This window comes from Streptomyces sp. NPDC050418, assembly GCF_044458745.1.
Lineage (GTDB): Bacteria > Actinomycetota > Actinomycetes > Streptomycetales > Streptomycetaceae > Streptomyces.
Genome location: NZ_JBITIG010000009.1, coordinates 158,732 through 172,550, shown reverse-complemented (window position 1 = coordinate 172,550; position 13,819 = coordinate 158,732). Strand labels below are relative to the sequence as shown.

Annotated in this window: 12 protein-coding genes; 3 read left to right on the top strand and 9 right to left on the bottom strand. The window is 69.6% G+C overall.

Annotated features, from left to right (window positions below):
- Positions 1–51 precede the first annotated feature (51 nt).
- The 3 genes from ACIBI4_RS23010 to ACIBI4_RS23000 all read right to left on the bottom strand — a co-directional run bounded on the left by ACIBI4_RS23010 (position 52) and on the right by ACIBI4_RS23000 (position 1,676).
- Positions 52–423 carry a DUF6113 family protein gene (locus ACIBI4_RS23010; protein WP_399206080.1) on the bottom strand — a complete coding sequence of 124 codons (372 nt, stop codon included), beginning with the start codon at positions 421–423 and terminating at the stop codon, positions 52–54.
- 101 nt (positions 424–524) lie between these two features.
- A complete protein-coding gene (gene mshB, locus ACIBI4_RS23005) occupies positions 525–1,442 on the bottom strand; it encodes an N-acetyl-1-D-myo-inositol-2-amino-2-deoxy-alpha-D-glucopyranoside deacetylase (protein ID WP_399205863.1) in 918 nt (305 codons plus the stop codon).
- 39 nt (positions 1,443–1,481) lie between these two features.
- Positions 1,482–1,676 (bottom strand): hypothetical protein, encoded by a 195-nt coding sequence (locus ACIBI4_RS23000; protein WP_399205862.1) that lies wholly within the window; start codon positions 1,674–1,676, stop codon positions 1,482–1,484.
- 224 nt (positions 1,677–1,900) lie between these two features.
- Between ACIBI4_RS23000 and ACIBI4_RS22995 the strand changes: the two genes are divergently transcribed.
- A complete protein-coding gene (locus ACIBI4_RS22995) occupies positions 1,901–4,027 on the top strand; it encodes an alpha/beta fold hydrolase (RefSeq protein WP_399205861.1) in 2,127 nt (708 codons plus the stop codon).
- A 1-nt stretch (position 4,028) separates the two neighbouring features.
- On the opposite strand, the gene ACIBI4_RS22990 is transcribed toward ACIBI4_RS22995, so the two are convergent.
- The 6 genes from ACIBI4_RS22990 to ACIBI4_RS22965 all read right to left on the bottom strand — a co-directional run bounded on the left by ACIBI4_RS22990 (position 4,029) and on the right by ACIBI4_RS22965 (position 10,938).
- Positions 4,029–5,039, bottom strand: a complete 1,011-nt coding sequence (locus ACIBI4_RS22990; protein WP_399205860.1) for a hypothetical protein — start codon at positions 5,037–5,039, stop codon at positions 4,029–4,031.
- 215 nt (positions 5,040–5,254) lie between these two features.
- On the bottom strand, positions 5,255–6,346 hold the full coding sequence (locus ACIBI4_RS22985) for an ABC transporter ATP-binding protein (RefSeq protein ID WP_399205859.1): 1,092 nt from the start codon (positions 6,344–6,346) through the stop codon (positions 5,255–5,257).
- A complete protein-coding gene (locus ACIBI4_RS22980; RefSeq protein ID WP_399205858.1) occupies positions 6,339–7,346 on the bottom strand; it encodes an ABC transporter ATP-binding protein in 1,008 nt (335 codons plus the stop codon). Before ACIBI4_RS22980 ends, ACIBI4_RS22985 begins: the two co-directional genes overlap by 8 nt.
- 7 nt (positions 7,347–7,353) lie before the next feature.
- Positions 7,354–8,343, bottom strand: a complete 990-nt coding sequence (locus tag ACIBI4_RS22975; protein ID WP_399205857.1) for an ABC transporter permease — start codon at positions 8,341–8,343, stop codon at positions 7,354–7,356.
- Positions 8,336–9,259, bottom strand: coding sequence for an ABC transporter permease (locus ACIBI4_RS22970; protein WP_399205856.1), 924 nt, complete (start codon positions 9,257–9,259; stop codon positions 8,336–8,338). The genes ACIBI4_RS22975 and ACIBI4_RS22970 overlap by 8 nt, the downstream gene beginning before the upstream one ends.
- Before the next feature lie 59 nt (positions 9,260–9,318).
- On the bottom strand, positions 9,319–10,938 hold the full coding sequence (locus ACIBI4_RS22965) for an ABC transporter substrate-binding protein (protein ID WP_399205855.1): 1,620 nt from the start codon (positions 10,936–10,938) through the stop codon (positions 9,319–9,321).
- A gap of 481 nt (positions 10,939–11,419) precedes the next feature.
- Here ACIBI4_RS22965 and ACIBI4_RS22960 point away from each other — a divergent pair, with 481 nt between their 5' ends.
- On the top strand, positions 11,420–12,517 hold the full coding sequence (locus tag ACIBI4_RS22960) for a HesA/MoeB/ThiF family protein (protein WP_399205854.1): 1,098 nt from the start codon (positions 11,420–11,422) through the stop codon (positions 12,515–12,517).
- Positions 12,514–13,752 (top strand): hypothetical protein, encoded by a 1,239-nt coding sequence (locus ACIBI4_RS22955; RefSeq protein ID WP_399205853.1) that lies wholly within the window; start codon positions 12,514–12,516, stop codon positions 13,750–13,752. The genes ACIBI4_RS22960 and ACIBI4_RS22955 overlap by 4 nt, the downstream gene beginning before the upstream one ends.
- Positions 13,753–13,819: the final 67 nt, after the last annotated feature.

Below are 13,819 nucleotides of genomic sequence, written 5' to 3'. Positions count from 1 at the left end.
ACCGCCGTCAAACGGCGGTCACCGGGCCGCGCACGGGCCCGCGGTGGTACGTCACTTGGCAAGTCGGGCGGCCAGGCCGCCCGGTTGCGCGGGCGCGCCGAGCGTGGCGCACATCACAGCAACTGCCATGCCACCGAGGAGATACAGGTACGAACTCGCGGTCGAGCCGAAGAGCAGGTCACCCTCGGGGCGGCTCATGCTCAGGAACAGCACGGCGACCAGCCAGCTCGCGGCCGGCGCATAGGCACCGGAGCGGGCCCTCAGCGCCCGCGCGCCCCCGTAGAAGACACCGGCTGCGCCGAGCAGCGCGAGCAGCAACCCGCCCGGGAACCAGGCGGATTGGACCAGAACACCCGCGACCGCGACCAACACCCCGAAGAGCACCAGCAGGACGAAAAGGGCGATCCGCACTCCGGACGCCATCTCGCCCGCAGGCTCGCGCGCCGCGGACCGAGCGGACGTACCGGACGCACCGGCCCCCTGCGCCTTGGGTCCACCCGTCGCGCGGGACGGCTTGGGCGTGCTCATGCGTTCTCCTCCCGAGGTCCTGCGAGCCCCAGGCCCGCGAAGAGGTCGTCCTCCAGCTGTCCGTCCGCGGCACCGGACTCCCCTTGCACCAACTCGTAGTACTCGTCGGTGAAGAGCGGCTGGGCGAGCATGTTGGAGAGCGCGAACCAGGGTTCGAGCACCTCGATCTGGGTGGCGTGCGCGCGCATCGCGGCGGCCTTCACTCCGCAGTACCGGCTGCCCGCGATCTTCGTGGTGACGGCCGCGTCGTCGACCACACCGGGCACGTCGTCGATGACGGCGGCCTCGGCCCACGGCAGATGACCGAGCGCGCCGCGCAGCACCTCGAAGCGCTCCTCGGCGACCGAGCGCGGTACGCGGTTGTAGTAGACCTTCGCGATGGCGTGCGGCTCGCCGAGGTCACGGCGGAAGGCCTGCTCGGCCGCGAGCGCGGCGGCGCGCAATGCCACGCGGTGGGCCTTGATGTGGTCGGGGTGCCCGTATCCCCCGTTCTCGTCGTACGTGACGAGGACCTGCGGGCGGACCTCGCGGATCACGGCGACCAGCTCGGCGGCGGCCTCGTCGAGGTCGGCGCCCCAGAACCCGGCCTCGTTGGTGGCCAGGCCCATCATCCCGGAGTCGCGGTAGCGGCCGGTACCCCCGAGGAAGCGGTGGTCCGCGACGCCGAGCTCCTTCATCGCCTGCGCGAGCTCGGCGATGCGGTGGGTGCCCAGGGCGTTCTCGCGGCCGGGGGCGAGATGGGCGAGATCATCCGGAATGACCTCGCCCTCCTCGCCGAGCGTGCAGGTCACGAGCGTGACCCGGGCGCCCTCGGCCGCGTACCTGGCCATGGTGGTGCCGTTGTTGATCGACTCGTCGTCGGGGTGGGCGTGCACCAGGAGCAGGCTCCGACGGCGGGCGGGGTCTTCGGTCATGGGCCCCAGCCTACGAGGCGCCCGGGACCACCCCGGGGCTCAGAACCTGATGTCGCCGAGCATCGCCGCGATGTTCGTCGTCACGTCACTGATCGTGGGGGCCACCGAGGAGCTGGCCAAGTAGAAGCCGAGCAGGATGCAGACGATCGCATGGCCGGCGTTCAGACCCGACTTCTTGATGAAGATGACGACGAGGATCGCAAACAGCACCACCGCCGAGATCGAGAGTGCCACGCGGCCTGCCTCCAAGCTCAAGTCCTGTGGCCCGTAAGGGAGTACGGGCCTCCGCCAGGTTCCTACCACCCGGCGTGACGGATCATAACTTTCCGCGGTGCCGCATGGTTGATGCACGGCAGCACAAGGGGGCGCACGCATTCCGGACAGGGAGGCCTGGCGGAGAGTGGAGGAGGTCCGATCACAGGGAGGCGCGGGGGCGTCCGGATCAGTAGCCTCGGGGGATGACCACCGGACAGCAGTCTTTCCCCCGCCGGCACGCGCGTACACAGCGGTTCTCGCTGGGCACCCCGCGCGCGTTCACCGTGTCACCCGATGGAGAGCGTGTGAGCTTCCTGCGCTCCCGTTCGGGTACGGACCGGGCGGGTCTGCTGTGGGTCCTCGACATCGAGGACGGTACGGAGCGGATCGCGGTCGACCCGGAGGTGCTGCTCGGCGGCGCCGAGGAGGAGCTGTCGCCCGCGGAGCGCGCGCGGCGCGAGCGCAGCCGGGAGTTCGGCGCGGGCGTGGTGGCGTACGCGACGGACGCGGCGGCGGAGCTGGCGTCGTTCGCGCTGTCCGGGCGGCTCTTCACCTGCGAGCTGCGCGCGGGCACTTCGCGTGAACTGCGCGTTCCCGGCCCGGTGATCGATCCGCGCCCCTCTCCCGACGGCCGGCTTGTCGCGTACGTGGCGCAGGGCGCGCTGCGGGTGGTGGGCGCCGAGGGCGAGGGTGACGTGGTGCTCGCGGAGCCCGAGGGTCCCGAAGTCACGTACGGTCTCGCGGAGTTCATCGCCGCCGAGGAGATGCACCGCTACCGGGGCTTCTGGTGGTCGCCCGAGTCCGACCGGCTGCTCGTCGCCCGTGTGGACAACGCGCCGGTGCAGCGCTGGTGGATCGCCGATCCCGCGCACCCCGAGGCAGCGCCGGTGCAGATCGGCTATCCGGCCGCGGGGACGCCCAACGCTGACGTACGGCTCTTCGTGCTCGGCCTCGACGGCACCCGCACCGAGGTGGCGTGGGACCGCGACCGCTATCCGTATCTGGCCCGCGTGCACTGGTCGTCGGCGGGTGCGCCGCTGCTGCTCGTGCAGACGCGTGACCAGGGCGGGCAGGTGTATCTGGCGGCCGATCCGGACGACGGGTCCACGCGCATGGTGCACGCCGACGAGGACCCGGCCTGGCTGGAGCTCTTCGCGGGCGTGCCCGCGTGGTCGCCGAGCGGACGGCTCGTAAGGATCGCGGACGAGGGCGGCGCGCGGGTCCTGACCGTGGGCGAACGGCCGCTCACCGGGCCGCAGTTGCAGGTGCGCTCGGTGCTCGACATCGGCGACAGCGATGTGCTGCTTCAGGCGTCGGCGGGCGGCGAGGCCGCCGAGCCCGAGACGGGCGAGGTGCACGTCTACCGGGTCAACGAGCTGGGTGTGGAGCGTATTTCGCAGGAGGCCGGGGTGCACTCCGCGGTGCGTTCGGGCCCGGTGACGGTGCTCGTCTCGGCGCGGCCGGGGCACCCCGGCGCGCAGGTGCAGGTCCTGAAGGACGGCAAGCAGAAGGCGGTCGTCGCGTCGTACGCGGAGCAGCCCGGCATCACCCCGCGCATGACCCTGACCGAGGCGGGCGAGCGGCGCATCCCGTGCGCCGTCCTGCTCCCCACCGGGTACACGGAAGGGGACGGTCCGCTCCCGGTGCTGCTCGACCCCTACGGCGGCCCGCACCACGCCCGCGTCGTCGCCGCGCACGACCCGTACCTCACGTCGCAGTGGTTCGCGGACCAGGGCTTCGCCGTGGTGATCGCGGACAACCGCGGGACGCCGGGGCGGACGCCCGCCTGGGAGAAGGCGGTCAAGGACAATCTGGCGGCGGTCGTCCTGGAGGACCAGGTCGACGCGCTGCACGCGCTCGCCGAGCGCTTCCCGCTCGACCTGGAGCGCGTGGCGATCCGCGGCTGGTCCTTCGGCGGCTACCTCGCCGCGCTCGCGCTGCTGCGCCGGCCCGATGTCTTCCACGCGGCCGTCGCGGGCGCCCCGGTCACCGACCAGCGCCTGTACGACACCCACTACACCGAGCGCTACCTCGGCGACCCGAACAAGCAGCCCGCCGTGTACGCGGAGAACTCCGTGGTCACCGACGAGGGGCTGTCCGGCGCGGCGGAGCCCGCGCGGCCGCTGATGATCGTGCACGGGCTCGCGGACGACAACGTCGTGGTCGCGCACTCCCTGCGGCTGTCCTCGGCCCTGCTCGCGGCGGGGCGCCCGCACGAGGTGCTGCCGCTGTCGGGGGTCACTCACGCGACACCGCAGGAGCAGGTCGCGGAGAACGTGCTGCTGCTCCAGGTCGAGTTCCTGAAGCGGTCGCTGGGGATGGCCACCTGAGCTACCAGCCCGGCGGGAGCGTGGACGGGGGCGGCGGCCCGTAGGTGCCGTCCGCCGGGTCCCAGCCTCCGTACTGCGGCTCGTAGCGGCGCTCGAAGGCGAAGAAGAGGGTGACAAGGGTGATGGCTCCGGCCAGGGCGAACCAGAACGCCGTGAGGACGTCCAGCCGTACCGTCCAGGACAGGTCCCCGAACCTGTCCAGCAGACCGCCCTTCGCCACCGAGTAGATGCCGAGGGAGCCGTACGCGAGATAGACGGCGGACGCGCACATCCCCAGCGCACGGCCGAAACTCGCCCGCTGCAGCACGGCCACCGTGGCCGCCAGGGCGAACAATGACGTGGACCAGGCGATCCAGCCCTTCGGCGGGGAGAGCGGTGTGGCGAGCGGGCCGGTCCCGGTCAGCAGGCCGCGGTAGAACTCCCAGCCCAGTTCCCGGGCGCCGTATATCTCCCACGCGATCCCCGCGAGGGCAGCCACGCACAGGAAGACGAAGGTGGTGCGCGCGGCGCCGAGCGTGGGCCGTACCGGCTCCCGGTCCTCGCCGAAGGCGGACGAGTACCCGGCGCTCTCGCCTGCAGGGCGGCGCCCGAAGGCCGCGAGCAGCAGCAGGATCACGCCGAGTCCGACCGTGGCGCCGGCGCTCGCCAGCGCCCGTACCCGCAGATCGAGGGCGTCGAACCGGTCCACGTCCATCATCAGCCAGACACTCGGGGCACGTGCGATGACCGCGAGGATGCCGACCGCCACGAGCGAGGAGGCGGCGGACGAGGAGCGGACGGCGGTGACGGCGACAGCCGAACCCACCAGGAACAGGACGATGTCCACCAAGCCGGAGTACGGGATCGTCTGAGGCGGCGGCCCGATCACCGCCCACAGCCGCCAGAGCGCCCCCGCGCTCTCCAGCTCGTACAGATCGCGCACGATCCACCCGGCGCTGATCAGCGCGATCGCCGCGGACGCCACGGACCCGGTGACCCGCGCGCCGCGCGTGAGTATCTGCGGCTGCCCCATACGCGGCGATAATCCCGGCAATCGGGGCGTCCAACAAGAGGACGTGCAGCTTCAGCCGGAACGGGATCCGGGTGGGGTGGCCGGCCGGACGACATGGCGCGTCCGGCCGGCCCTACGGCACCCGCACGGCCGTACACGGATCAGCGTGCAGAACGCGTGCTTCACCGCCGCGACAGCCAAGTTGCCTGCGTGTTAACGCACTTGCCGTCCCCGCCTCACGGCGCGTCCGGCTCGTCCGCGTCCGGCACCACGTGCTTCTCCTCCGCGAAGTGGCACGCCGACGGATGCGCCGCCGGGCCCGACGACAGCCGGAAGACCGCCGGGACCGCGAGCTCCGGCACCTCCAGCTCGCACCGCTCCTGCGCCTTCCAGCACCGCGTGCGGAAGCGGCAGCCCGACGGCGGGTTCGCGGGTGAGGGGACGTCGCCGCTGAGGATGATGCGTTCGCGGTGGAGGCGCGCGTCGGGGTCGGGTACAGGCACGGCGGAGAGCAGTGCCTGGGTGTACGGGTGCGTCGGGTGGTCGTAGATCTCGCGGTCGCTGCCGACCTCGACGATCCGGCCGAGGTACATGACGCCGACCCGGTCGGAGATGTGCCGCACGATCGACAGGTCGTGCGCGATGAACACGTACGACAGATTGAACTCGTCCTGGAGCTTCTCCAGGAGGTTGACGACCTGTGCCTGGACGGAGACGTCGAGCGCCGAGACCGGCTCGTCGGCCACGATGATCTCGGGGCGCAGCGCGAGGCCGCGGGCGATGCCGATGCGCTGGCGCTGACCGCCGGAGAACTGGTGCGGGTAGCGGTTGATGTACTCGGGGTTGAGGCCGACCACGTCCAGGAGTTCCTGGACCCTCTGGCGGCGCGAGCCCTTGGGGGCGACCTCGGGGTGGATCTCGTACGGCTCCCCGATGATGTCGCCGACGGTCATACGCGGGTTCAGCGAGGTGTACGGGTCCTGGAAGACCATCTGGATGTTGCGGCGCACCGCCTTGAGCGCACGGCCGGACAGCTTGGTGATGTCCTCGCCCTTGTAGCGGATCTGCCCGGCGGTCGGCTGCTCCAGGTTCACCAGGAGCTTCGCGACGGTCGACTTGCCGCAGCCGGACTCGCCGACGATGCCGAGCGTCTCGCCCGCAGCGAGGTCGAAGTCGACGCCGTCGACGGCCTTGACCGCGCCGATCTGCTTCTTGAAGAGGATCCCCTGGGTCAGCGGGAAGTGCTTGACCAGGCCGCGCACTTCGAGGATCGGCTCGGCGCCCGCGGGCACGGCGTCCTGGAAGGCCTCCTTCGTCAGCTCAGGCATCGCGCAGCGTCTCCTTCCAGAAGTGGCACGCGCTCTGGCGTGCCCCGGCAGCCGCGGCGTCCACCGGTCCGTCCGGGGTGACCTCGGCGAGCGGCGGGACGTCCGTACGGCAGATGTCCTGGGCCATCGGGCAGCGCGGGTTGAAGGCGCAGCCGGGCGGGATCGCCATCAGGTTGGGCGGCAGGCCCTTGATCGCGTAGAGGTCCTGGCCCTTCTGGTCGAGGCGCGGGATCGATTCGAGCAGGCCCTTGGTGTACGGGTGCGCGGGGGCCTTGTAGATGTCGTGCACGGGGGCGCGTTCGACGATGCGGCCCGCGTACATCACGGCGATCTTGTCGGCGACGTCCGCGACGACCCCGAGGTCGTGGGTGATCAGGATCAGACCCATGTTGAGCTCGCGCTGGAGCTCGGCGAGCAGGTCCATGACCTGGGCCTGGACGGTGACGTCGAGGGCGGTGGTCGGTTCGTCGGCGATGATCAGGGCGGGTTCGAGCGCGAGCGCCATAGCGATCATGATGCGCTGGCGCATACCGCCGGAGAACTGGTGCGGATAGTCGCCCACCCGCTCCTTCGCGGCCGGGATGCGCACCCGGTCCATCAGCTCGATCGCCTTGAGTTTCGCGTCCTTGCGGGATGCCCCGCGGTGCACCACGAACATCTCGCCGAGCTGGTCGCCCACGCTGAGCACGGGGTTGAGGGAGCTCAGCGCATCCTGGAAGATCATCGCCATCTCGGCGCCGCGGACCTTGCGCCGCTCCTCCTCCTTGAGCCGGAGCAGGTCACGCCCCTGGAAGAGGATCTCGCCGCCGGTGATCTTCCCGGGCGGCATGTCGAGGATGCCCATGATCGCCTGCGCGGTGACGGACTTGCCGGAGCCGGACTCACCGAGCACGGCGAGCGTCTCGCCGGCGTCCACGGAGTACGTGACCCCGTTGACGGCCTTGGCCACCCCGTCCCGCGTACGGAACTCGACCTGCAGGTCCTTCACTTCGAGCAGCATGCGCCACTCACCTCAGCTTCGGGTCGAGGGCGTCGCGCACCGCGTCGCCGAGCATGATGAACGCGAGCACGGTGATGCTCAGGGCGCCGGCGGGCCAGAGGAGTTCGTGCGGGTAGTTGCGGATGACCTGCGAGGCGTTGGAGATGTCGATGCCCCAGGAGACGGTCGGCGGCCGCAGGCCCACGCCGAGGTAGGAGAGCGTGGCCTCCAGGGCGATGTACGTGCCGAGCGCGATGGTCGCGACGACGATCACCGGGGCGACGGCGTTGGGGGTCACATGCCGCAGCAGCATCCGGGAGTTGGAGGCGCCGAGGGCGCGGGCCGCCTGCACGTAGTCGTTCTGCTTGGCGGTGATCACGGCGCCTCGTGCGATACGGGAGATCTGCGGCCAGCCGAGCAGCACCATGAAACCGACGACCGGCCAGATGGTGTCGGAGACGACGACCGACAGGAAGACCAGACCGCCCAGGACGACGGGGATCGCGAAGAAGACGTCCGCGAGCCGTGAGAGAAGACCGTCCCACCAGCCGCCGAAGAAGCCGGCGAGTCCGCCCATGACCGAGCCGAGGATCGCGACGCCGAGGGTGGCGCAGATGCCGACGGAGATGGAGGCGCGGGCCCCGTACACCGTCCGCGTATAGATGTCGCAGCCCTGCTGGTCGGTGCCGAACGGGTGGCCCGGTCCCGAGCCCTGGTTGGCGCGCGAGAGCTGGCAGGAGTTGGGGTCGCCGCTCGCGAGCAGCGACGGCCAGATCGAGATGAACACGAGGAACAGGATGAGCAGCGCCGAGATGATGAAGACGGGGTTGCGGCGCAGCTGGTGCCAGGCGTCCGACCAGAGGCTGCGGGCCTTCTCCTGCGGCCCGGTGCCCTGCGGTCCGCCGGGCGTCTTCTCCAGTGTCTCGGCCTCGCTCATCGCCAGGTCCATGGCGCCTCCCGCGCCGGTCGGCGCGATGGCCTCCTTGGCGAGGTCCTTCGGGTCGTAGGCCTCAGGCATAACGGATCCTCGGGTCCAGGACCGCATAGAGCAGGTCGACAAGGAGGTTGGCCACCAGGAAGACGATCACGAGGATCGTCACGAAGCCGACCACGGTCGGGGTGTTGCCGCGCAGGATGCCGTTGTAGAGCTGGTAGCCCACGCCGTGGATGTTGAAGATCCGCTCGGTGACGATCGCGCCGCCCATCAAGGCGCCGATGTCCGCGCCGATGAAGGTGACGACGGGGATCAGCGAGTTGCGCAGCAGGTGCTTGGTGATGACGCGGCGCCGCGGGAGTCCCTTGGCCACGGCGGTACGGACGTAGTCGGCGCGGGCGTTCTCGCCGATCGACGTGCGCGTGAGGCGGGTGACGTAGGCGAGGGAGACGAGGGCGAGGACGATGCCCGGCAGGATCAGCTCGTTCAGGGGCGCGTCGGAGGAGACGGTCGGGCGGACCCAGCCGAGTTTGAGGCCGAAGAGGAGCTGCAGCAGATAGCCGGAGACGAAGGTCGGGACCGAGATCACGATCAGCGTGAGGACGAGCAGCGAGGTGTCGAGCGGACGGCCGCGCTTGAGGCCGCTGACGACGCCGAGGGCGATGCCCACGATGATCTCGATGACGATCGCGACGAAGGTGAGCTTCATCGTCACGGGGAACGCCTCGGCCATCAGCTCGGTGACCTTCTGCCCGTTGAACGCGGTGCCGAAGTCCCCCCGGAAGATGTTCCCCATGTAGTGCAGGTATTGCTGCCACAGGGGCTTGTCGAGGCCGAGATCCTCGCGGATGCGCGCCGCCGTCGCCGGGTCGGGCGCCTTGTCGCCGAAGAGCGCGGCGACCGGGTCGCCGAGCGCGTACACCATCACGAAGATCAGGAAGGTCGCTCCGATGAACACCGGGATCATCTGGAGCAGCCGCCGGATCACGTAGCGTCCCATGACAGCTCCGGGGGTCGGGGAAGGGGCCGCCCTGGCGGGCGGCCCCTACGGGGAGTGGGTCAGTTGACCTTGATCTGGTCGTAGACCGGGACGCTGAACTGGTTGAGGGAGACGTCCGAGACGTTCTCCGAGTAGCCGGCCGAGCCGTTCTGGTACCAGAGCGGGATCGCGGGCATCTGCTCGGCGAGGATCTTCTGGGCGTTCTGGAAGTCGGTGACGGCCTTGGCCTGGTCGGCCTCCTGGTTCGCCTTGTCCACCAGGTCGTTGAACTCCTTGTTGTCGAACTTCCCGTAGTTCGACGAGGCGTTCTTGTAATAGAGCGGCTGCAGGAAGTTCTGGATGAGCGGGTAGTCCGCCTGCCAGCCGGAGCGGAACGGGCCGGTGAACTTGTACGCGCCGAGCTGGTTCTTGAAGTCGGCGAACGTACCGATCGGGTTGACCGTGCAGGAACCCTTGCCCAGCGCGTTGTTGATGGAGTTGCAGACCGCGTCCATCCACACGCGGTGCGAGCCGGTGTCCACGTTGGAGGAGATCGTGACCTTGCCGCCGGGCAGCCCGCCGCCCTCGGCGACCAGCTTCTTCGCCTCGTCCGGGTCGTACTTGCAGGCGTCGCCGCACATGTCCTTGTAGCCGCCCTTGTCGCCGAGGGCGGGGGACGTCCAGTCCTTTGCGGGCGTACGGGTCTCCTGGAAGATCCCCTTGGTGATCTCCTCGCGGTTGATCGCCATGGACACGCCGCGGCGGACCTTCTCCATGCCGGCCTTGGACCAGTTCTTGTCGTACATCGGGAAGACAAGGGTCTGGATGATCAGCGCGGGCTGGTTGATGTAGCGGTCGCCGAGGTCGTTCTTGACGTTCTTGAGCTGCTGCGCCGGCACGTCGTCGACGAGGTCGAGGTTGCCGGCCATCAGGTCGGTGTACGCGGTGTTGTTGTCCGTGTAGACCTTGAGGTCGACGCCGTCGTTCTGCGCCTTGTCGTCGCCCTTGTAACCGTCCCAGGCGCGCAGCTTCATCTCCGAGCCCTTGGCGTACGACTCGACGGTGTACGGGCCGTTGCCGACCGGCTTGGAGAGCCAGCCGTCGTGGTCGTCGAAGAAGGACTTCGGCAGCGGCATGAACGCCTGGTAGCCGAGGGTCTCCGGATACGTGGAGAACTTGTCCTGGAGCGCGACCGTGAAGGTCTTGTCGTCCTTGACCACGAGTCCGCTCATGGTCTTCGCCTTGGCGGCGCCGGACTCCGGGTGGACCTCGTCGTAGCCCTTGATGTTCGAGAAGAACGGCGCGTTGTTCTGCTTGCTGTCCACGTGCGCGCCGTAGTTCCAGGCGTCGACGAAGGACTTCGCGGTCACCTTCTCGCCGTTGGAGAACTCCCAGCCGTCCTTGAGCGTGACGGTGAAGTTCTGCGAGTCGGTGGTCTCGATCTTCTCGGCGATGAAGTCCTTGGCCTCGCCGGTCTTCGGGTCGTACTTCTTCAGACCGCGGAAGAGCATGTCGAGGACCTTGCCGCCCTGCACCTCGTTGGTGTTGGCGGGTTCGACCGGGTTCTGCGGGTCACCCCACGAGGACCGTACGACCCCGGAGCCGTCACCGCTCCCGCTGCCCCCGCCGCCGCAGGCGGTCGCCGCGAGTGCGACGGTCACCGCGCATGCGGCCCACTTGGCGTGTGTGGCTCCACGCATGGAGTGCCTCCTTCACAGACCTGATCTCAGTTAGGGCCTAATAGACCCTTACCGGGACAGACCCGCATTTCTTCTGCACCCTTCCGGGGCACCTCACAGGCGCGGGGCCGACGCCCGCGCCCGCACGGCCCGTCCAGATAACGGACACCACGGTCGAATCTCGGCCATAGCTTGATCCACTGGCGTTGTCCGACTTATTGACAATCCTGTTCGACATGCGGAACTTTGTGTCCTGCGCAACGCATGGCCTCGCGAGGCATCAATTCCCGCTCTGACGAATGGAGTTGACGTGGAGAAGACCAAGCAGCTCAAGGCGGTCCCGGCGCCGGAGAAGAAGAAGGTCAGCCTGGGCATCCGCAAGCTGGAGAAGCTCGAGACCACCGGTCTGCGCAACAACGGCTGATCGCTTGGCGGGCGGGGCGGCGGTCATGTCCGCCGCCCCGCCCCGTCCGTCCCGCCCCCTGCCGACTGGAGGTACTCCGTGCTGCGTCCGCGGATCAAGAGCGTGCACGCACCGTTCGCCGTTCCCGGCAACCGCATCGTCATCGGCCTGATGCAGTACGGCATCGCGTCGGAGATGGAGGACGACGCGGACGGCACGATCGAGCGGCTCATCACGTTGCTGGACGGCTCCCGCGACATCGACACGGTCTGCGCGGACCTGACCGCCACCCATCCCGACGTGGACCCGGAGAGCGTGCGGGAGGCCGTCGGCGACCTCGTCGCGTCCGGTTTCGTCGAGGACGCCGCCGCCCCGCTGCCGGCCAACCTGACGGAGCGGGAGGCCGCCCGCTACGAGTCACCCCGGCACTTCTTCGCCTGGATCGACAGTGAGCCGCGGACGTCGCCGTACGAGATCCAGTCCCGTCTCAAGGACGCGCGGGTGACCGTACTCGGCCTCGGCGGCACCGGGTCGGCGGTGGCGGCGGGCCTGGTGGGGAGCGGGATCGGCCATCTGCACTGCGTGGACTTCGACGCGGTGGAGGAGCCGAACCTGTCCCGGCAGCTGCTCTACTCCGAGGCCGATATCGGTCAGTCCAAGACCAAGCGCGCGGTGGAGCGGCTGAGGGAGATGAACTCCCTGGTGACGGTGACAGCGCAGGATCAGCGGATCGAAGGCGTCGACGACATCGCCGCCCTGATGGAGCCGGCGGACGCCTTCGTCCTGTGCGCCGACGAGCCGAACCCCGACATCCTGCACTGGACCAACGAGGCGGCCCTGCGCACCGGCACCCCGTGGTTCGTCTCGCTCTACACCGGCCCCATGGCCGTGGTCGGGGGCTATCTGCCCGGCACCACCGGCTGCTACGAGTGCCTGAGCCGGCAGGAGAACCGGCGGGAGTACTTCAGCGACAACCGGCCGCTCTTCCCCCAGGGACGCGAGAACGCGGTCATCGCGGCGAGTGCGAGCGTCAGCGGCCACCTGGCGGCGCTCGAGGTGGTCTACCACCTCGGCGGACTGCCCACGCAGGTCTCCGGCCGCATCCTGCACTGGAACTTCGCCAACTGGGACCACCACTACTTCATCGACATCCCGCACGACGCCGACTGCACCGCCTGCGGGGAGGCGACGTCTTGACGGTGGCAGCCGACAGCGTGGTCACCGTCCACCCGCTGGCGATCCGCGCGAGCGACGACGATCCGGAGGTCTCGGTGGTCGGCCGGACGGAACTCGGTGAGTTCATCGAGCTCCCCACCATCGGCGCCGAGGCCATCCGGCTGCTCGCCGACGGGCTGAGCATCACCGAGACCGAGCGCCGGATCGCCGACGAGCACGACGTCGAGATCGACGTGGCCGAACTCGCCGAGGCCCTGGCCGAGCTGGGCTTCCTGGCCGCTGTCGACGGCGAGGCCCTGCCCGACCCGGCCGCCGGGCAGCCCGGCTCGCATCTGCCCTGGCTGAAGCCGCGGCACGTGCGGTGGCTGTTCGGCCGCGTGGCCCTCGCCGTCTGGGCGGCGGCGCTGCTCGCCGCGGTCATCACCTGGTGGCGGCAGCCCGACCGGCTGATGGAATCGGGCGACTTCTACTGGACCTCGTACGTCGGCCTGGCCGTGCTCGTCAACACCGCGCTCTTCTCGGTGAGTCTGAGCGTCCACGAACTGATGCACCTGGCCGCGGCCCGGGCCCACGGCGCACCGGCGCGGATCAGTTTCGCCACCCGTCTGCACCACCTCGTGGTGCAGACGGATGTCAGCGCCGTCTGGGCGGCGCCTCGTGCCGCGCGCATCCGCGTCTACCTCGCCGGGCTCTACTGGGACACCTTCGTGATCTTCGGCTGCACGCTGCTTGTCGCGTACGGCGGACTGCCGCCACTGGCCGACCGGCTGCTTGCCGCACTGGCGCTGGTCGTGATGCTGAGCGCCTTCATGCAGGCGCAGGTGTACATGCGGATGGATCTCTACTTCGTGCTGATGGAGTGGCTGCGCTGCGGCAACCTCTTCGAGGACGGCTGGGCGTACGCCCGGCATCTGGGTCTGCGGGCCTGCCGACGGGACAGCGACGACCCCACGTCGGCGCTCGAGACGCGTGAGCGGCGCGCCGTGCGGGTGTACGCGGTCGTGATGGCCGTCTCCTGTGCCGTGGCGCTCGGCGTCTTCGTCGTGTTCGGCGCGCCCATCATGATCGAAGGGGTGGTCAGCGCGTTCTCGAACGTCGCCGACGGCCTGCGGGGCGGCGACATCCCGCTTGCCCTGGACAGCGCGGCGATCATCGTGGTGGAGGGCGGTCTGCAGGTGCTGTTCCTGCTGACCTTCTACCGGCTGCACCGGCACTGGTTCCGGTTGCGCCGCCGCACAGACCTCAAGACGGGCTGACGTTCTGCCCGGACCTCGATACGGCAGAAGGCGCCCGGAACCGAAACGGTTCCGGGCGCCTTCCTCT

Excerpts from the sequence above, each read along its gene's own strand:
- ACIBI4_RS23010 (WP_399206080.1), bottom strand. The coding sequence starts at position 423 with ATGGCGTCCGGAGTGCGGATCGCCCTTTTCGTCCTGCTGGTGCTCTTC.
- mshB (WP_399205863.1), bottom strand. The coding sequence starts at position 1,442 with ATGACCGAAGACCCCGCCCGCCGTCGGAGCCTGCTCCTGGTGCACGCC.
- ACIBI4_RS22995 (WP_399205861.1), top strand. The coding sequence starts at position 1,901 with ATGACCACCGGACAGCAGTCTTTCCCCCGCCGGCACGCGCGTACACAG.
- ACIBI4_RS22990 (WP_399205860.1), bottom strand. The coding sequence starts at position 5,039 with ATGGGGCAGCCGCAGATACTCACGCGCGGCGCGCGGGTCACCGGGTCC.
- ACIBI4_RS22985 (WP_399205859.1), bottom strand. The coding sequence starts at position 6,346 with ATGCCTGAGCTGACGAAGGAGGCCTTCCAGGACGCCGTGCCCGCGGGC.
- ACIBI4_RS22980 (WP_399205858.1), bottom strand. The coding sequence starts at position 7,346 with ATGCTGCTCGAAGTGAAGGACCTGCAGGTCGAGTTCCGTACGCGGGAC.
- ACIBI4_RS22975 (WP_399205857.1), bottom strand. The coding sequence starts at position 8,343 with ATGCCTGAGGCCTACGACCCGAAGGACCTCGCCAAGGAGGCCATCGCG.
- ACIBI4_RS22970 (WP_399205856.1), bottom strand. The coding sequence starts at position 9,259 with ATGGGACGCTACGTGATCCGGCGGCTGCTCCAGATGATCCCGGTGTTC.
- ACIBI4_RS22965 (WP_399205855.1), bottom strand. The coding sequence starts at position 10,938 with ATGCGTGGAGCCACACACGCCAAGTGGGCCGCATGCGCGGTGACCGTC.